The 16743-nt window shown below is 70.4% G+C and carries 15 protein-coding genes, 2 tRNA genes and 2 pseudogenes; 11 read left to right on the top strand and 8 right to left on the bottom strand.

All coding sequences use genetic code 11. From position 1 onward, the window contains the following. Positions 1-81: 81 nt before the first annotated feature. Positions 82-1116, top strand: coding sequence for a glutamine synthetase beta-grasp domain-containing protein (locus MMR14E_RS14865; RefSeq protein WP_331315326.1), 1035 nt, complete (start codon positions 82-84; stop codon positions 1114-1116). A 269-nt stretch (positions 1117-1385) separates the two neighbouring features. On the opposite strand, the gene MMR14E_RS14860 is transcribed toward MMR14E_RS14865, so the two are convergent. Further along, positions 1386-1565: a DUF2735 domain-containing protein gene (locus tag MMR14E_RS14860; RefSeq protein WP_331315324.1), complete on the bottom strand. Its 180-nt coding sequence runs from the start codon at positions 1563-1565 to the stop codon at positions 1386-1388. A gap of 186 nt (positions 1566-1751) precedes the next feature. Further along, complete coding sequence (locus MMR14E_RS14855; RefSeq protein WP_003600526.1) at positions 1752-2090, bottom strand: P-II family nitrogen regulator; 339 nt, start codon at positions 2088-2090, stop codon at positions 1752-1754. A gap of 194 nt (positions 2091-2284) precedes the next feature. Between MMR14E_RS14855 and MMR14E_RS14850 the strand changes: the two genes are divergently transcribed. Continuing rightward, positions 2285-3166, top strand: a complete 882-nt coding sequence (locus MMR14E_RS14850) for an ADP-dependent NAD(P)H-hydrate dehydratase (RefSeq protein ID WP_331315323.1) — start codon at positions 2285-2287, stop codon at positions 3164-3166. Positions 3167-3170: 4 nt separating this feature from the next. Here MMR14E_RS14850 and MMR14E_RS14845 read toward each other — a convergent pair whose 3' ends face one another. Together MMR14E_RS14845 and MMR14E_RS14840 are read right to left on the bottom strand one after the other, a co-directional pair. Continuing rightward, positions 3171-4553 (bottom strand): multicopper oxidase family protein, encoded by a 1383-nt coding sequence (locus MMR14E_RS14845; protein ID WP_331315552.1) that lies wholly within the window; start codon positions 4551-4553, stop codon positions 3171-3173. Between the two features lie 59 nt (positions 4554-4612). Then, positions 4613-4735: pseudogene (locus MMR14E_RS14840) on the bottom strand (ABC transporter permease); the annotation flags it as partial. Positions 4736-5111: 376 nt separating this feature from the next. Between MMR14E_RS14840 and MMR14E_RS14835 the strand changes: the two are divergent. The 7 genes from MMR14E_RS14835 (at position 5112) to MMR14E_RS14805 (ending at position 12146) form a co-directional block, all read left to right on the top strand. Further along, positions 5112-5196 (top strand) — tRNA-Leu (locus MMR14E_RS14835). Between the two features lie 131 nt (positions 5197-5327). Beyond that, the gene (gene tig / locus MMR14E_RS14830; protein ID WP_331315321.1) at positions 5328-6761 is read left to right on the top strand and encodes a trigger factor; all 1434 of its coding nucleotides are present in this window, start codon (positions 5328-5330) and stop codon (positions 6759-6761) included. 126 nt (positions 6762-6887) lie between these two features. Continuing rightward, a complete protein-coding gene (locus tag MMR14E_RS14825) occupies positions 6888-7514 on the top strand; it encodes an ATP-dependent Clp protease proteolytic subunit (protein WP_012322036.1) in 627 nt (208 codons plus the stop codon). A gap of 184 nt (positions 7515-7698) precedes the next feature. Next, entirely contained in the window at positions 7699-8970 is a 1272-nt protein-coding gene (gene clpX / locus MMR14E_RS14820) for an ATP-dependent Clp protease ATP-binding subunit ClpX (RefSeq protein ID WP_010684321.1), read from the top strand. Positions 8971-9220: 250 nt separating this feature from the next. Continuing rightward, a complete protein-coding gene (lon, locus tag MMR14E_RS14815) occupies positions 9221-11647 on the top strand; it encodes an endopeptidase La (RefSeq protein WP_331315319.1) in 2427 nt (808 codons plus the stop codon). An 83-nt stretch (positions 11648-11730) separates the two neighbouring features. Beyond that, a complete protein-coding gene (locus MMR14E_RS14810; RefSeq protein ID WP_331315318.1) occupies positions 11731-12009 on the top strand; it encodes a hypothetical protein in 279 nt (92 codons plus the stop codon). A 61-nt stretch (positions 12010-12070) separates the two neighbouring features. Then, positions 12071-12146: transfer RNA gene (locus tag MMR14E_RS14805), tRNA-Val, on the top strand. 20 nt (positions 12147-12166) lie between these two features. Here the strand turns inward: MMR14E_RS14805 and MMR14E_RS14800 are convergent. Further along, on the bottom strand, positions 12167-12481 hold the full coding sequence (locus MMR14E_RS14800; RefSeq protein ID WP_331315317.1) for a GCG_CRPN prefix-to-repeats domain-containing protein: 315 nt from the start codon (positions 12479-12481) through the stop codon (positions 12167-12169). A 373-nt stretch (positions 12482-12854) separates the two neighbouring features. Here MMR14E_RS14800 and MMR14E_RS14795 point away from each other — a divergent pair, with 373 nt between their 5' ends. Continuing rightward, positions 12855-13817: a phytanoyl-CoA dioxygenase family protein gene (locus MMR14E_RS14795; protein WP_331315315.1), complete on the top strand. Its 963-nt coding sequence runs from the start codon at positions 12855-12857 to the stop codon at positions 13815-13817. A 22-nt stretch (positions 13818-13839) separates the two neighbouring features. On the opposite strand, the gene MMR14E_RS14790 is transcribed toward MMR14E_RS14795, so the two are convergent. After that, positions 13840-14763: an alpha/beta hydrolase gene (locus MMR14E_RS14790; protein WP_331315314.1), complete on the bottom strand. Its 924-nt coding sequence runs from the start codon at positions 14761-14763 to the stop codon at positions 13840-13842. A gap of 45 nt (positions 14764-14808) precedes the next feature. On the opposite strand from MMR14E_RS14790, the pseudogene MMR14E_RS29280 reads away from it, so the two are divergent. Further along, a pseudogene (locus tag MMR14E_RS29280) lies at positions 14809-14952 on the top strand (outer membrane protein transport protein); the annotation flags it as partial. Here MMR14E_RS29280 and MMR14E_RS14780 read toward each other — a convergent pair. Beyond that, positions 14946-15971 carry an SDR family oxidoreductase gene (locus MMR14E_RS14780; RefSeq protein ID WP_331315313.1) on the bottom strand — a complete coding sequence of 342 codons (1026 nt, stop codon included), beginning with the start codon at positions 15969-15971 and terminating at the stop codon, positions 14946-14948. The pseudogene MMR14E_RS29280 and the gene MMR14E_RS14780 overlap by 7 nt on opposite strands. 123 nt (positions 15972-16094) lie before the next feature. Next, positions 16095-16743, bottom strand: a 649-nt coding sequence (locus MMR14E_RS14775) for a cupin domain-containing protein (RefSeq protein ID WP_331315311.1), incomplete at its 5' end; no start/stop codon positions are given.

Raw genomic sequence — 16743 nt, 5'->3', positions numbered from 1 at the left:
GCAGCCGTCGACGAGGCGGCAAGCCGTTCGCGTCGTCCCGGGTTGCCCAGGTCGCGCATCGATACGGACGAGAGAACCGGAATGACCAAATATAAGCTCGAGTACATATGGCTCGACGGGTACACGCCGACCCCGAACCTCCGCGGTAAGACGCAGATCAAGGAATTCGACAGCTTCCCGACCCTCGAGCAGCTCCCGATGTGGGGCTTCGACGGCTCGTCCACCAAGCAGGCCGAGGGCGGCAGCTCCGACTGCATGCTGAAGCCCGTGCGCCACTTCCCCGACCCGGCCCGCAAGAACGGCGTGCTGGTGATGTGCGAGGTGATGATGCCGGACGGCACGACCCCGCACGAGTCGAACAAGCGCGCCACCATCCTCGACGATGCCGGCGCCTGGTTCGGCTTCGAGCAGGAGTACTTCCTGTACAAGGACGGCCGCCCGCTCGGCTTCCCGACCTCCGGCTACCCGGCGCCGCAGGGCCCGTACTACACCGGCGTCGGCTACTCGAACGTCGGCGACGTCGCCCGCAAGATCGTCGAGGAGCACCTCGACCTCTGCCTCGACGCCGGCATCAACCACGAGGGCATCAACGCCGAGGTGGCCAAGGGCCAGTGGGAGTTCCAGATCTTCGGCAAGGGCTCCAAGAAGGCCGCCGACGAGATGTGGATGGCCCGCTACCTCCTGCAGCGCCTCTGCGAGAAGTACGGCATCGACGTCGAGTACCACTGCAAGCCGCTCGGCGACACCGACTGGAACGGGTCGGGCATGCACTGCAACTTCTCGACCGCGTTCATGCGCGAGCACGGCGGCAAGGCCTATTTCGAGAAGCTCATGGAGGCGTTCAAGAACGCCCGCGAGGAGCACATCGCCGTCTACGGTCCGGACAACCACATGCGCCTGACCGGCAAGCACGAGACCGCCTCGATCCACGAGTTCTCGTACGGCGTGGCCGACCGCGGCGCCTCGATCCGCGTGCCGCACTCCTTCGTGAACAACGGCTACAAGGGCTACCTGGAGGACCGCCGTCCGAACTCGCAGGGCGACCCCTACCAGATCGCCTCGCAGGTGCTGAAGACGATCGCTTCCGTGCCGACCGAGGCCGCCGCAGCCGCGTAAGACGCGGAGCTACGACAGACGATACGGAGCCGGGCCCTGGGGTCCGGCTTCGCCGTTTCCGGGCCACGGGCACCCGATCTGATCCCCGTCCCGAGGGGCCTGAACCCGGCGCAGGCCTCGACGGAGGCCTCCGGGGATCGCGCGGACAGCCTGAGGCCTCTCGAGGCCCGCGGCCGCGGGTAGCTCAGGATGAGTGGGTTTGGGTGAGTGGGGCCGCCGGGCCTGCTCGACGGCCGTAAAGGGGTGCCGGCGCTCCCGATGCCTCCGCCTCAGGACCGCCGCGGGCGCTCGTCCTCGCGGATGGCGGCCTCGTGGTACCACGCGCCCCCGCCGAAGCTCGGCACGGCCGCGGGCTTCGCCTCCGGGGCCGCCCGGGCGGTCTCGCGCGCGCGTCGGAACGCGGACAGATCGTAGATCTTGGCGGTCTCGCGCGGGTCCGTGACGGCCATCGCACTTCCTCCTGCACCAGTTCGAGCGGCCGATCGGGCCGGCCGTTCCCGATGATGTGGGGTGCGGAGGACGGCGCTCCAGGGCCGGAGGCGCCGATGCCGGACATTCGCGCAGTGCGAAATCTTAGGCAGATGTCGCGCTGGGCGTGGCCGCCGGCGGGGCCGGGACCGCCGGCGGGCGGCGATTCAGATCGCGTCCGTGCCGGTCTCGCCGGTGCGGATGCGGATCGCCTCCTCGATCGTCGAGACGAAGATCTTGCCGTCGCCGATGCGCCCGGTCTGGGCCGACTTGCGGATCGCCTCCACGGCGCCCTCGACCAGGGCGTCGGACAGGACGATCTCGAGCTTCACCTTGGGCAGGAAATCGACCACGTACTCGGCGCCCCGATAGAGCTCCGTGTGGCCCTTCTGACGGCCGAAACCCTTCGCCTCGATGACGGTGATGCCCTGGAGGCCGACCTCCTGGAGCGCCTCCTTCACCTCGTCGAGCTTGAAAGGCTTGATGATCGCTTCGATCTTCTTCATGCCGCTCGGGCCTGCGCTGCGGTGCCTGGCATTTCTAACATCCTCGTGACGCCTTCGCCACGCCGTTTTCGCGGCGCGTCCGACCATAGTGCCTATTTGATGTGCGATGCACGCACATCCTTAGTGCGCTTCACCGGAATCTGGCGCGATTTTAGTCAGGGCTGATCGGTGCACGGGCAGAGGCGGAGACGGACATGCGGGTGCTGACGGTCGCGGCGATGAGGCGGGTCGATGCGGCGGCCATCGACGGCGGCGTGGCGGGCCTGACCCTGATGGAGGCGGCCGGAGCGGCCGTCGCGGAACGCGCCCGGGCCAGGCTGCCGGCTGGCGGCCGCGTCGTCGTCCTGTGCGGGCCGGGCAACAACGGCGGCGACGGCTACGTGGCNACCGTCGCGTCGCCGGTCGCCGCGCTGCCCGAGAACGCCGCCCACCTCACGGCGATCATGCTGCGGCCCTGCGAGAGCGCCGACGATCTCGACGACCTGCTCACCGACGAGCGGCTGAACGTCATCCTGGCCGGACCCGGGCTCGGCACCGGCGAGCCGACCCGGGAGCGCGTCGCCGTGGCGGCGGCGGCCGGGCGCGGCCTCGTCCTCGACGCCGACGCGCTGACGAGCTTCGCCGGGAAGGCGCCCCTGCTCGCCGCCCATCTCGCCGACGGGGAGGCGCGGGCCGTGCTGACTCCGCATGCCGGCGAGTTCGCGCGGCTCTTCGACGGGACGGACGCGACGGCGGAGGGGGCCGACAAGCTCGCCCGTACCCGCGCGGCGGCCGCGCTCACCGGCGCCGTTGTGGTGTTCAAGGGCGCCGACACGGTGATCGCGGCCCCCGACGGGCGCGCGGCCATCAACGACCACGGCAGCCCCTATCTCGGGACGGCCGGGTCCGGGGACGTGCTCGGCGGCCTGATCGCCGGCCTGCTGGCGCAGGGCATGGAGCCGTTCGCGGCCGCCGCGGCCGGCGTCTGGCTCCACGGGGATGCCGGCCTGCGCCACGGGCCGGGCCTGATCGCCGAGGACATCCCCGAATTGATGCCGGCGGTGCTGCGCGATCTCGTCGCGTCGACCGGGGGCTGACCGCTCAGGTCACCTCGAACGCCGTCCAGAGGCCGGTGTCGAACCGCTCCAGCACCGTGGCGCTGATCAGCCAGCGCCCCGGATTGTCCGCCAGGAATCCGATCCGGGCGGTCCGTCCCTCCAGGAGCTGGAACGTGTCGAGCCAGTAGGGCTCCCAGCCGTCGTCCAGGGGGTGGAGCAGGCGGAAGCAGTGGCCGTGCAGGTGCAGCGCCTGCGGGAAGGCGGTCTCGTTGCGCAGGGCCAGCACCACCACCTGGCCGCGCTTCACCGAGAAGATCGGCGCGAGGCCGGCGGTGCCGCTCGCGCCGTTCACCGACCAGATCTTCTGCGGGTCGCCCGTGTAGACCGGGTCGGGCGCGGGGCCGTCCTTGGCCCCGTCCTTCCCTTTCTGCACGAAGGCGCCGCCGGTGATCACCACGTCGCGGCGCAGGGCGTTCTGGAGCTTGATCTCGGCGGGCAGACGCTTGTTCTCGCCAATCGGCCCGATCGGAGGCCGCTTCTCGGTGATCCGGGCGCCCTTGGTGACGACGCTCGCCAGGACGAGGCCCTTGCCGACCAGCGCGTGGATCTCGCAGGTGGCGCCCTCCTGCTCCGGCAGGTCGACGAGCAGGTCGTAGCGGGTGCCGGGCGGGAAGGGCAGGGTGGCCCGCAGGGGCTCGAACGTGTCGGTCGGCTGGCCGTCGACCGCCGCAACGTAGACCTTCACGCCCTCGAACTTGATGCGCGTCGCCCGGGCGTTGCAGGCGTTGCCGAGGCGCAGGCGGACCCGGGAGCCGGGCCTCGCCTCGAAGGCGCCCGGCACCGGCTTGCCGTTGACGGTCACGAGGTTGCCGAGGCGTCCGTGCGCGGCCGCGAGCGCCGTCTGCCCGAACGGCATGAGGGTGCCGTCGTCCTGGAGCCGCCAGTCCTGCAGCACGACACTGACGTCGGCGTCGACCGCGGGCGGGTTCGTCTCCTCGACGATCAGCATGCCGGCGAGACCGCGGCCCGACGGCTCGCTCGCGCCGCCGACGACCAGGGGCCGGATCAGGTAGGAGCCGGCATCCGGCGGCGTGAAGGTGTAGAGGAAGTCGCCGCCCGGCGGGATCGGCGCCTGGGTCACGCCGCCGACGCCGTCCATGGCGTTGACGTTGCGCACCCCGTGCCAGTGCAGCGACAGCGGCTTGTCGGTCCTGTTCTCGACCTTGAGGCGCACCGCCTGCCCGAGCTTCACCCGGACGACGGGCGGCAGCGCCTTGCCGTCGAAGCACCAGACCGGCGTCTCCGGCGCGGGGTCCGGCCTGAACCGGGCCTTGCCGGGCGCAGCCGGCAGGGCCGTCGGTGCGGAAGCGGGCTCCGGCTGGACGGGCGCGGATGTCCCCGGCGCGGCGGCCGGCGCCTGGGCCAGAGCCGGTCGACGATCAGGCTCCCCACCGGGCTGTCGTTGCGGAACGAGTAGCCGAGGTCGAGGTGGAGCATGTTCAGCAGGTAGACGCCGAACTGCGCGGCGAGCGGCTGGTCGAGGCCGAACTTGTGGCGCAGCTGCTCCATGTATTCGGGGCTCGCCGCGCCGCTCTCGCCCGCCAGCACGGAGGCCGCGTCGCCGGGCGCGAGGTGGCAGGTGGTGCTCGACGAGCCAGCGCACCGTCTCGGTCTCGGCCTGGTTCAGGCCGAAGCGCGGGCACAGCTTCTCGGCGATGGCGGCGCCCGCGCGGCCTCCGGAGCGAGCCCGAAGGCCGCCGCGGCGGCGAGCAGGGTCCGGCGCGACGGCGTGCCGGCGCGCGAATCGGTCGGCGGCACGGTGCGGGATGACGGCATGGGATCTCGGCTGCGGCTCGCGACGGGTCCGCTCCTTAGCGGCGCGCGGGCTCCCGCGCCACAGGGGCAAGTTTTTTGCTGCGGGCTCGCCGGCCCATGCTATAGGGCCCGCTTCCGGCGGCCGGCGATGCGCCGGATGTCGGCGCGCGCGGGCGTGGCGGAACTGGTAGACGCGCTGGATTTAGGTTCCAGTGTCGCAAGACGTGGGGGTTCGAGCCCCTCCGCCCGCACCAGGACCTCTGCTGAGGTTGCGGTCCCCTCGGGACCCTCCGCCCCGTACCCGACATCTCGGCATCCCGGTCCGCGCGAGCACGACGCCGGCCCGGCCGGCGAACCCAGGTTTCTTTGAAGAGCGACGACGACGATGCAGGTGACCGAGATCAACGCCCAGGGGCTGAAGCGCGAGTTTCAGGTTCTGCTGGCCGCCCAGGAACTCGAGGAGCGCCTGACCAACGAGCTGTCCGGCATGAAGGACAAGGTGCAGCTCAAGGGCTTCCGTCCCGGCAAGGTGCCGGTCGCGCACCTGCGCAAGGTCTACGGCCGCTCCGTGATGGCCGAGGTCGTGCAGAACGCCGTCAACGAGGCGAACCGCCAGATCGTGACCGATAACGGCCTCAAGCTCGCCCTGGAGCCGCAGGTCGAGTTCCCGACCGACCAGGCCGAGGTCGAGAAGGCGCTGGACGCCAAGGGCGACCTCGCCTTCAAGGTCGCCCTCGAGGTGATGCCGAGCTTCGAGCTCGCCGACCTGTCCGACGTCAGCCTGACCAAGCTCGTCGCCAAGCCCTCCGACGCGGAGATCGACGAGGCCCTCGACCGCATGGCCGGCCAGAGCCGTCCGTTCACCGAGCGCGAGGAGGGTGCCGAGGCCCAGACCGGCGACCGCGTCACCATCGACTTCGTCGGCCGCATCGACGGCGAGGAGTTCCAGGGCGGCAAGGGCGAGGGCATCGACCTGGAGCTCGGCTCCGGCTCGTTCATCCCGGGCTTCGAGGAGCAGCTCGTCGGCGCCAAGGTCGGCGACAAGCGCCTCGTGAAGGTCACGTTCCCGGCCGAGTACGGGGCCGAGCACCTCGCCGGCAAGGACGCCGAGTTCGACGTGACCGTCACGAAGATCCAGGCGCCGGGCGAGGCGAAGGTCGACGACGAGTTCGCCAAGTCCATGGGCATGGAGTCGCTGGAGAAGCTCCGCGAGGCCGTGTCGGAGGCGATCGGCCGCGACTTCGAGACCGCCTCGCGCCGCCGGCTCAAGAAGGAGCTCCTCGACGCACTGGACGGCAAGTACGCCTTCGAGCTGCCCCCGTCGCTGGTGGCGCAGGAATTCGCCGCCGTGTGGGCCCAGGTCGAGCAGGACCTCAAGACCCGCGGCAAGACCTTCGAGGACGAGGACACCACCGAGGAGAAGGCCCAGGCCGAGTACCGGAAGATCGCGGAACGGCGCGTCCGTCTCGGTCTCGTGCTTGCGCAGGTCGGCGAGAGCGCCGATATCAAGGTCTCGGACGAGGAGGTGAACCAGGCCCTCATCGCCCGGGTCCGGCAGTTCCCGGGCCAGGAGCAGCAGGTCTGGGACTTCTACCGGAAGAATGCGCAGGCGCTCGCGGAACTCCGCGCGCCCCTGTTCGAGGAGAAGGTCGTCGACCACGTCCTCGGGCAGGTCAAGCTCGTCGAGGAGCCCGTCTCGAAAGAGGCGCTTTTCGCGGACGAAGATGACGACGACACGACCGGCGGCAAGCCGGCAGACAAGGCCGAGGCCAAGGGCGAGTCCAAGACCGACGCCAAGACCGAAGCCAAGGCCGACTGAGTCCCGCTCTGTCCCAGGACGGCGGGCAAGGGTTAGGCGATGGTTAAGCATCGCCGGTGTTCGCTGACATGCCCGGGGCTGCCCTGATTCGCGGCAGCCCCGGGCCTCACTCCGGGGCAGGACGAGATGAGAGATCCGATCGACGTCTACAACAACGCGCTCGTGCCGATGGTCGTCGAGCAGTCGAGCCGCGGCGAGCGCGCCTTCGACATCTACTCCCGCCTGCTCCGCGAGCGCATCATCTTCCTCACCGGCCCCGTGGAGGATTACGGCGCGTCGCTGATCGTGGCGCAGCTGCTGTTCCTCGAGGCGGAGAACCCGAAGAAGGAGATCTCCTTCTACATCAACTCCCCCGGCGGCGTGGTCACCTCGGGCCTGTCGATCTACGACACGATGCAGTTCATCCGCTGCCCGGTGACGACCCTCTGCGTCGGCCAGGCCGCCTCGATGGGCTCCCTGCTGCTCACCGCCGGCGAGCCGGGCCACCGCTTCGCCCTGCCGAATGCCCGGATCATGGTCCACCAGCCGTCCGGCGGCTTCCAGGGCCAGGCGACCGACATCCTGATCCACGCCCGCGAGATCGAGGCGCTGAAGCGGCGCCTGAACGAGATCTACGTGAAGCATACCGGCCGCGACTACGACACGATCCACACGGCGCTGGAGCGCGACAACTTCATGACCGCCGACGCGGCCAAGGAGTTCGGGCTCATCGACGAGGTGATCGAGAAGCGCCCCGAGCCGGCGGCCGCCTGACCGGCCCGCGTCGCCTGACCGCCGCGGCGCGGCCTTGATCCCGCCGCGGCAGCGTGTTTGCATCGAGGTTCGGGCCCTTCGGTCAAAGGCGCGCAGCACACTGTTTCTTTAAACGGGCCCCCTACATTCATGCGATGCGCGTCCGCCCCTTGCCGGCTGCGGATGCGAGGAATCGGAGACCGATATGAGCAAGACTGGCGGCAACGACTCGAAGAGCACGCTGTATTGCTCGTTCTGCGGCAAGAGCCAGCACGAGGTCCGCAAGCTGATCGCCGGCCCCACGGTGTTCATCTGCGACGAGTGCGTCGAGCTGTGCATGGACATCATCCGCGAGGAGTCGAAATCCTCGCTGGTGAAGAGCCGCGACGGCGTGCCGACCCCCAAGGAGATCCGCCGCGTCCTCGACGATTACGTCATCGGCCAGGACTTCGCGAAGAAGGTCCTCTCGGTCGCGGTGCACAACCACTACAAGCGGCTCGCCCACGCGACGAAGCACAACGACGTCGAGCTGGCCAAGTCCAACATCATGCTGATCGGGCCGACCGGCTCGGGCAAGACGCTGCTCGCGCAGACGCTCGCCCGCATCCTGGACGTGCCGTTCACCATGGCGGACGCCACGACGCTGACCGAGGCCGGCTACGTCGGTGAGGACGTCGAGAACATCATCCTCAAGCTGCTCCAGGCCTCGGACTACAACGTCGAGCGGGCGCAGCGGGGCATCGTCTACATCGACGAGATCGACAAGATCTCCCGCAAGTCCGACAACCCGTCGATCACCCGCGACGTGTCGGGCGAGGGCGTTCAGCAGGCGCTCCTAAAGATCATGGAGGGCACGGTCGCCTCCGTCCCGCCCCAGGGTGGCCGGAAGCACCCGCAGCAGGAATTCCTGCAGGTCGACACCACCAACATCCTGTTCATCTGCGGCGGCGCCTTCGCGGGGCTGGAGCGGATCATCTCCCAGCGCGGCAAGGGCACCTCGATCGGCTTCGGCGCGACCGTGCAGGCCCCGGACGACCGCCGCACCGGCGAGATCTTCCGCTCGGTCGAGCCGGAGGATCTGCTGAAGTTCGGCCTCATCCCCGAGTTCGTCGGCCGCCTGCCGGTCCTGGCGACGCTGGAGGACCTCGACGAGGCCGCGCTGAAGAAGATCCTGCAGGAGCCGAAGAACGCCCTGGTCAAGCAGTACCAGCGGCTGTTCGAGATGGAGAACGTCGACCTGACCTTCCAGGACGAGGCGCTGTCGCTCGTGGCCCGCAAGGCGATCGAGCGGAAGACCGGCGCCCGCGGCCTGCGCTCCATCCTGGAGACGATCCTGCTCGACACGATGTACGACCTGCCGGGCCTCGAGTCCGTGGAGCAGGTGGTCATCGGCCCGGAGGTGGTGGAGGGCAAGTCGCGCCCCCTCTACATCCACGGCGACCGCAACAAGGACGCGCCCGCCAGCGTCAGCGCGTAAGCGCTTGGAAGGGTTGCACTAAGCGCCCGGCTCACGGCCGGGCGCGCTGCGGGGACCGTCTTGAAAACGGTCTCCCCCGCAGCCACCTCAGGCTCAGCGCGGTGGCCGCACGCTCCTTCGAGGTTCGGTCCGCGTTACCAGCCGCAAAGTCCCAGAAAGCCCCGACCCTCGCGGCCCGGTCGGCCCCTGGCTGTAGGCGCGCTCCGTGCATGGAGGCGGCGAACCCGGGCGTCCCTGAGAGGAAGTCAGCATGTCACAGTCGAAATCGCGCCAGCCGGTGGTCCCGGGCTCGACGGGCTCCTACGCCGTCCTCCCCCTGCGCGACATCGTCGTCTTCCCGCACATGATCGTGCCCCTGTTCGTGGGCCGCGAGAAGTCGATCCGCGCCCTCGAGGAGGCGGTGCGCACCGACCGCCACATCCTGCTCGCCACCCAGATCAACGCGGGCGACGACGACCCGGCGACCGACGCGATCTACAAGATCGGGACCCTTGCCTCCGTGCTCCAGCTGCTGAAGCTGCCCGACGGCACCGTGAAGGTGCTGGTCGAGGGCGTCGGCCGCGCGAAGGTCGTGGACTTCACCCGCTCGGACGAGTTCTACGAGGCGACCGCCGAGGCGCTCCACGACGAGCTCGGCGACCGCGTCGAGGCCGAGGCGCTCGCGCGCTCCGTGCTCTCGGAGTTCGAGAACTACGTCAAGCTGAACAAGAAGATCTCGCCCGAGGTCGTCTCCGCCGTGACCCAGATCGACGAGCCGTCCAAGCTCGCCGACACGATCGGCTCGCACCTGCTCGTCAAGATCTCCGACAAGCAGGGCATCCTCGAGACCCCCACGGTGGCGCAGCGCCTCGAGCGCGTGCTGTCTCTGATGGAGAGCGAGATCTCCGTGCTCCAGGTGGAGAAGCGCATCCGGACCCGCGTCAAGCGGCAGATGGAGAAGACCCAGCGCGAGTACTACCTGAACGAGCAGATGAAGGCGATCCAGAAGGAGCTGGGCGACTCCGAGGACGGCCGCGACGAGCTGGCCGAGCTCGAGGAGAAGATCGAGAAGACCAAGCTCTCCAAGGAGGCCCGCGACAAGGCCACCGCCGAGCTGAAGAAGCTGCGCCAGATGTCGCCTATGTCGGCCGAGGCGACCGTCGTGCGCAACTACCTCGACTGGATGCTCGGCATCCCGTGGGGCAAGCGCTCGAAGATCAAGAAGGACCTGCTCGGTGCCCAGGCGCTGCTCGACGAGGACCATTTCGGCCTCGACAAGGTCAAGGAGCGGATCGTCGAGTACCTCGCCGTGCAGCAGCGGGCGAACAAGCTCACCGGCCCGATCCTGTGCCTCGTCGGTCCTCCCGGCGTCGGCAAGACCTCGCTCGGCAAGTCGATCGCGAAGGCGACGGGGCGCGAATTCGTCCGGATGTCGCTCGGCGGCGTGCGCGACGAGGCCGAGATCCGCGGTCACCGCCGGACCTATATCGGCTCGATGCCCGGCAAGATCGTGCAGTCGATGCGCAAGGCCAAGACCTCGAACCCGCTCATCCTGCTCGACGAGATCGACAAGATGGGCATGGACTTCCGCGGCGATCCGTCGGCGGCGCTCCTCGAGGTGCTCGACCCTGAGCAGAACAGCACCTTCAACGACCACTACCTGGAGGTTGATTACGACCTCTCGAACGTGATGTTCGTGACCACGGCCAACACCCTCAACATCCCGGGCCCGCTCATGGACCGGATGGAGGTGATCCGCATCGCCGGATACACCGAGGAGGAGAAGGTCGAGATCGCGCGCAAGCACCTGATCCCGAACGCCTTGAAGAAGCACGGCCTCGGGACGCACGAGTGGTCGATCGACGACGACGGCCTGATGATGCTGGTGCGCCGCTACACGCGGGAGGCCGGCGTCCGCAACCTGGAGCGCGAGCTGTCCAACCTGATCCGCAAGGCGGTGAAGGAGATCCTGATCACCAAGACCAAGTCGGTCGCGGTGACCCCGGACACCCTTCCGGTCTTCCTCGGCCCGCCGAAGTTCCGCTACGGCGAGATCGACGCGGACGATCAGGTCGGCGTGGTGACGGGTCTGGCCTGGACCGAGGTCGGCGGCGAGCTGCTGACGATCGAGGGCGTCATGATGCCCGGCAAGGGCAAGATGACGGTCACCGGCAACCTGAAGGACGTGATGAAGGAATCGATCTCGGCGGCGGCGAGCTACGTCCGCTCCCGGGCCCTCGACTTCGGCATCGAGCCGCCGCTCTTCGAGCGCCGCGACATCCACGTCCACGTGCCTGAAGGGGCGACCCCGAAGGACGGTCCGTCGGCCGGCATCGCCATGGCCACCGCAATCATCTCGACGCTGACCGGGATCCCGGTCCGTCGCGACGTCGCGATGACCGGCGAGGTGACGCTCCGCGGCCGGGTCCTGCCGATCGGCGGCTTGAAGGAGAAGCTGCTGGCCGCGCTCCGTGGCGGCATCAAGACGGTGCTGATCCCCGAGGAGAACGCCAAGGACATCGCGGAGGTGCCCGACAGCGTGAAGAACGGGCTGGAGATCATCCCGGTCTCGCGGATGGACCAAGTGCTGGAGAAGGCGCTGGTCCGCCAGCCCGAGGCGATCGAGTGGGAGGAGCCGCTGCCGGTGGCCAAGCCCGCCCGGACCGAGGAGGACGGCGCGGCCTTCGTGGCCCACTGAGCCGCCTGACGGATCGAGACGAGCCCCCGGCGCCCCGCGCGCCGGGGGCTTTTTCGTGGGCGCATCCGGGCGCGGAGACGCGGATGCGCGTCCTGCTGATCGACCCGAACACCAGCGCGCACGGCACCGACCTCGTTGCCGGCCATGTCCGCGGGCAGATCGGCGACCGGGCGGTGCTGCGCGCCGTCGCGGCCGGTTCGGCGCCCGGTGATCGGCATGCCGGAGGCGGCCTGCCGCGAGGCCGCCTCGGCCGGCCGATTCGGCATCGTCACCGGTGGCGCGGCCCGGGAGCCGATGCTGTGCAATTCGTGGCGGCGCTCGGCCTGTCCCACGCCCTCCCGGCGCGGCCCGTCGACCCCTGACGCGGATCCGGGGCGGGGACCCTTGCACCGGACCGGCGCCATGCCGTAACGGTCGCCGGCCGGGCGGTTAGCTCAGTTGGTAGAGCGTCTCCTTTACACGGAGAGGGTCGGGGGTTCGAGTCCCTCACCGCCCACCAGCGCTCCGGCGTCGCCGCGGCTACCGGTAGCCGCCGTTCGGCAGCGGTCCGTGATACGGCGTGTTGCGGCAATGGCCCCACGGTCCGCGCCAGTAGCCGGGCGGGCAGCCGTTCCCCGCACGCACTTGGTACCAGCCGCCGGGCAGCGGCCCGACATAGGGTGTGCTGCGGCAGTGGCCCCAGGGGCCGCGCCAGGCGCCCGGCCCGCATCCCCCCGCCACCAGGGTGATCGGCGCCGCGAGGCCCGGATCGGCCGGGACCGGCATCGCCTGCGCGCCCGAGACCGGCAGGGCCGCCAGGGTCGCGGCCGCGGCAGCTTTCGTTAAAATATTCATGATTTTTCTCCGAGTAATCGGACCGTACTGATCGCTTCGATCGCGGAGTGAACTCGCAAATACGCCCAAGAGCTGCATTAAATATCGGCCATGAAAGAAAAGGGTTTCGGACATGCGATCAATACGATGCATCGGCGCGGCGCGGTGCTGCCGCACCGGGCGTCTCGCGTCAGCGGGATCGACGCCGGCGGCCAACGCCCGCGCCCGGCCCCGGGAAGAGCTGTCTCCGACGATCTCAACTGGAGGTGGTGTGAGGCGAAGCTGAATCCGAATGCCTGAAGCCGGAATGACTAGGTGTACCTAAGAATAGGTACTGTAAGCCCTGAAATAAACGTGGGCATCGTCACGTGATCATTTCGAAGCGGAGGGTGCGATGCCGGTCACGATTCCAGATCGCCTGGGGCTCGACGTCGCCGAGGCCGGAAACGGCCTCTCCGCCCGCGTGGCCGCGGCGCGGTCGCGGCTCGTCGGCTGGATCGTGGGACACCGGGCGGCGGCGCGCACCCCGACGCGGCTCCTGAGCGACGACGAGATCGCCGCGTTCCGGCGCGACGGGTTCGTCACCGTCCCGGCGATCACCACCGCCGAGGAACTCGACACGCTGCGCGGCGCCTATGACCGCCTGTTCGAGGAGGCGCGGGGCTGGAAGGACGGGAGCCTGTTCGACCTCGTCGACGTCGACCGCGGCGCCAGCGAGGCGCGCTCGCCCCAGCTCCTCAATCCGTCCCGGTTCGAGCCGCTTCTCCGGGACATCCTGTTCCGGGCCAACGCCCTGGCCATGGCGCGCCAGCTCCTGGGGGGCCGCGCGGCCCTGGTCTTCGAGCACGCGATCCGCAAGCCGCCGAAGATCGGCGCGGCGACCGCGTGGCACCAGGACGAGGCGTTCTACGCCGCCTACACCAATTACCGGGCGATCACGGTCTGGATGCCCCTGCAGGACGTGTCGCCGGAGAACGGCTGCATGCTCTACGTCCCGGGAAGCCACCGGGAGCCGCTCCTCCCCCATCGCAGCATCGGCGGCGATCCGCGGATCCACGGGCTCGAGGCCCTCGGGGTTCCGGTGGAGCGCGCGGTCCCCTGTCCGCTGCCGGCCGGCGGCGCCACCTTCCACGATTGCCGGACCCTGCACTGCGCCGGGCCGAATCTCAGCGCCGGACCGCGGCGCGCCTACGCCCTCGGCTTCGGCGTCCGCGCGCCGGAGCACACCCTCCGGCACGAGCATCCCTGGAACGCCGAGAAGCGCACGCTGCGGCAGGAGCGCGAGCGGCAGGCCCGCGGCGGCCTCGCCCGTCTGAAGGCGGGCGCCAAGCAGCAGATCAAGGCGCTCATCCGCTGACGATGGCCCCGCTCGCGGGGCGTCAGGCGGCCGAGCGGACGGCCAGCGCCGCGCGCACGACCGCGTCGGTCTGACGATGATGCAGCATGTGTCCGGCCCCCGCCAGGCGCTCGAACTGCGCCCCGGGGATCAGGCTGGCCGCCCGCCGGCCGTGCAGGTCGGTGTTCACGACCAGGTCGGCGCCGCCGCCCAGGATGCGCGTGGGCCGGCGGAGGGCCGGGTAGCCGAGGACGCTGCGCGTCAGCCCCGGCCAGAGCCAGCCCGCATCCTCGCCCTCGGCGGTGATCTGCGCCGGGCGGCCCGCGAGGGCGAAGGGGAAGTCCCGCGCGAAGCGCGGCGGCATCGCCTCGGGGAAGAACATCGCGTTCCACAGGAGCGGGAGCAGCGCCCGGTCGCTGCTCGCGCCCAGGAGCGCCGAGAGCGCGTCGCCGCCGAACGGCAGCGCCCGCGGCCCGAACAGCACCTGCTCCAGCCGCGGCTCGGGGAAGCAGATCGGCGCGAGGGCGACGATACCGGCCACCTCGTCCGGATGGAGCATGCCGTAGGCGAGGGCGACGGCGGCGCCGAAGGAGTGGCCCAGGATGACCGGGCGCTCCAGGCCGAGGCGCCGCACGGCCTCCCGGATGGAGGCCGCCTGATCCCAGATGTCGGCCGCGCCGCCGCGCGGGCGCCGGCTGAAGCCGTGGCCCGGGCGGTCGACCGCGAGCACGCGGAAATGCGCGGCCAGCGCCGGCACGGGGCCGAGCCAGACGTCCTCCAGGCACATCAGCGTGCCGTGGATCGCCACGAGGTCCGGCCCGGCGCCGGTCTGCGCGTAGGCGATCGTCCGGTCGTCGGCCAGGGACACGATCCGGCGCGGCACGATCCGGGGATCGGCCTCGGCGCCGGTCCCGGCCTCCCGCGCAGGCCGGGCGGGCCCGGGCAGGGGCTCCGTCGCGACGGCCACTAGAGCCGCCGCCGCCGTCCGNCCATCGACTTCCGGAATCGCTCGGTGCGCCTGCCGGACGGCGACCGGTACAACGTCTCGGTCGGCGCCAGCTACCGCTGGAGCCAGCAGCTGACGCTGAACCTCGCCTACTCGCACTTCTTCCTGGACCGGTCGCGGATCCTCGCGGGCATCGGCCGCGACTACAACATCAGCAACATCGCCTTCGCGGGCGTGGTGGATTCCAGCGCCGACATCGTCTCGGTGGCCGCGCCGACGCCGAGGAGGCCGGCCGCCGCCGCGAGGGGGTGCAGGGTCGCGCGGGTATAGGCGCTGGTCCGCATGACCGGAACGGGCGGGTCGCCCCGCGTCTCGCCCGCCGCCACCGGCGCGTGCAGGGCGCCGTCCGGGTTGCGCGGCGCGCTCCCGCGCTTCTGCAGCGCGATGATCGCCGGGCCGAGATAGTCGTAGGCGCCGGGGGCCAACTCCTTGCCGGCCACGAAGGCCTTGCCGGCCCCGCCCACGAAGATGTCGCGCTGCGGGTGCACCGCCGCGTGCAGGATGGCGTTCGCCACCTCCTCCGGCGGGTAGATCGGCGGCGGCAGGCTCGGCTCGCGGTCCATGTAGTTGCGCGCCCGCTGGGGCAGGGGCGTGTCGATCGAGGCCGGCTTGATCAGCGTCACCGAGATCGGCGCGTTCTCGTCCATCAGCTCCATGCGCAGGGCGTCGGTGAAGCCCTTCACGGCGTGTTTCGAGGCCGCGTACATGCCCTGGAACGGGAAGGCGAGGTCGGACGCGATGCTGCCGACATTGATGAGGGCGCCCCCGTGCCGGCGCAGGTGCTCGGTCGCCACCAGGGAGCCGTAGACCGTTCCCCAGAAGTTCGTCTGGATCAGGCGCTCGTGATCGGCATCGCTGATCTCGCGCAGCCGGCCGTAGATCGAGCCGCCCGCCACGTTCACCCAGGTGTCGAAGCCGCCGAAGGTGGCCTCGGCCCGGTCGGCGACCGCCTGCACGTCGGCCCGCCGGCCGACATCGGCGACGACGTCGATCGCCTTGCCGCCGACGCCCTCGATCTCGGCCCGGATGCGCGCCAGGGCGTCGCCGCTGCGCGCCGCCAGCACCACCCGGGCGCCGCGCTCGGCCGCCATCCGGGCGGTGGCGAGGCCGATGCCCGACGAGGCGCCGGTGATCACGACGACCTGCTCGCGGAGCGGCTTGTGCTTCATGCGGTGTCCCCGACGCTGCGGCGCGGCCGCACGGGAGCGGCCACACGCTGGGCTATCGATCGGGGCGGCCGCATGTTCCTGGCGGCCCGCGGGCGATCGGGTCGCAGGCTGCCCGGCCCGGGCTCAGCGCCCGTAGATGTCCTCGACGCGGATGATGTCGTCCTCGCCGGTGTAGGAGCCGACCTGGACCTCGATCAGCTCCAGGGGGATCTTGCCGGGGTTGGCCAGCCTGTGCATCGAGCCGATCGGCAGGTAGACCGCCTCGTTCTCGTGGACGAGCACCACCCGCTCGTCGATCGTGACCTCGGCGGTGCCGCGCACCACCACCCAGTGCTCGGCCCGGTGGTAGTGCTTCTGCAGCGACAGCCGCCCGCCCGGCACCACCTGGATCCGCTTCACCTGGAAGCGCTCGCCCAGGTCGATGCGCTGGTACCAGCCCCAGGGCCGGTACATCCGCAGGTGCGCGTCCGCCTCCGGCGCGCCCTGCGCCCGCAGGGCGCCGACCAGCTCCTTCACCTGGCCCGAATGCGCCTTGGAGGCCACCAGCACCGCGTCGGGGGTGGAGACCACCACCACGTCCTCCAGGCCCACCACCGCGGTCAGGCCCTCGCCCTGGCTGTGCACGAGGCTGTTCCGCGTGCCGATCAGCGAGACCCGGCCGCGCACGGCGTTGCCGGCCGCGTCGTGGTCCAGCACCTGCCAGACCGCGTCCCAGGTGCCGACATCCGACCACGCGAACGACACCGGCAGCACCCCGGCCCGGGCGGTCCGC

Source organism: Methylobacterium mesophilicum, assembly GCF_036441335.1.
GTDB lineage: Bacteria > Pseudomonadota > Alphaproteobacteria > Rhizobiales > Beijerinckiaceae > Methylobacterium > Methylobacterium mesophilicum_B.
The sequence above is the reverse complement of the archived record's forward strand: the minus strand, read 5'-3'. Positions and strand labels throughout refer to the sequence as shown.

Bases quoted from the DNA above. Each gene is read 5' to 3' on its own strand.
- MMR14E_RS14865 (WP_331315326.1), top strand. From the start codon at position 82: ATGACCAAATATAAGCTCGAGTACATATGGCTCGACGGGTACACGCCG.
- MMR14E_RS14860 (WP_331315324.1), bottom strand. From the start codon at position 1,565: ATGGCCGTCACGGACCCGCGCGAGACCGCCAAGATCTACGATCTGTCC.
- MMR14E_RS14855 (WP_003600526.1), bottom strand. From the start codon at position 2,090: ATGAAGAAGATCGAAGCGATCATCAAGCCTTTCAAGCTCGACGAGGTG.
- tig (WP_331315321.1), top strand. From the start codon at position 5,328: ATGCAGGTGACCGAGATCAACGCCCAGGGGCTGAAGCGCGAGTTTCAG.
- MMR14E_RS14825 (WP_012322036.1), top strand. From the start codon at position 6,888: ATGAGAGATCCGATCGACGTCTACAACAACGCGCTCGTGCCGATGGTC.
- clpX (WP_010684321.1), top strand. From the start codon at position 7,699: ATGAGCAAGACTGGCGGCAACGACTCGAAGAGCACGCTGTATTGCTCG.
- lon (WP_331315319.1), top strand. From the start codon at position 9,221: ATGTCACAGTCGAAATCGCGCCAGCCGGTGGTCCCGGGCTCGACGGGC.
- MMR14E_RS14810 (WP_331315318.1), top strand. From the start codon at position 11,731: ATGCGCGTCCTGCTGATCGACCCGAACACCAGCGCGCACGGCACCGAC.
- MMR14E_RS14800 (WP_331315317.1), bottom strand. From the start codon at position 12,481: ATGAATATTTTAACGAAAGCTGCCGCGGCCGCGACCCTGGCGGCCCTG.
- MMR14E_RS14795 (WP_331315315.1), top strand. From the start codon at position 12,855: ATGCCGGTCACGATTCCAGATCGCCTGGGGCTCGACGTCGCCGAGGCC.
- MMR14E_RS14780 (WP_331315313.1), bottom strand. From the start codon at position 15,971: ATGAAGCACAAGCCGCTCCGCGAGCAGGTCGTCGTGATCACCGGCGCC.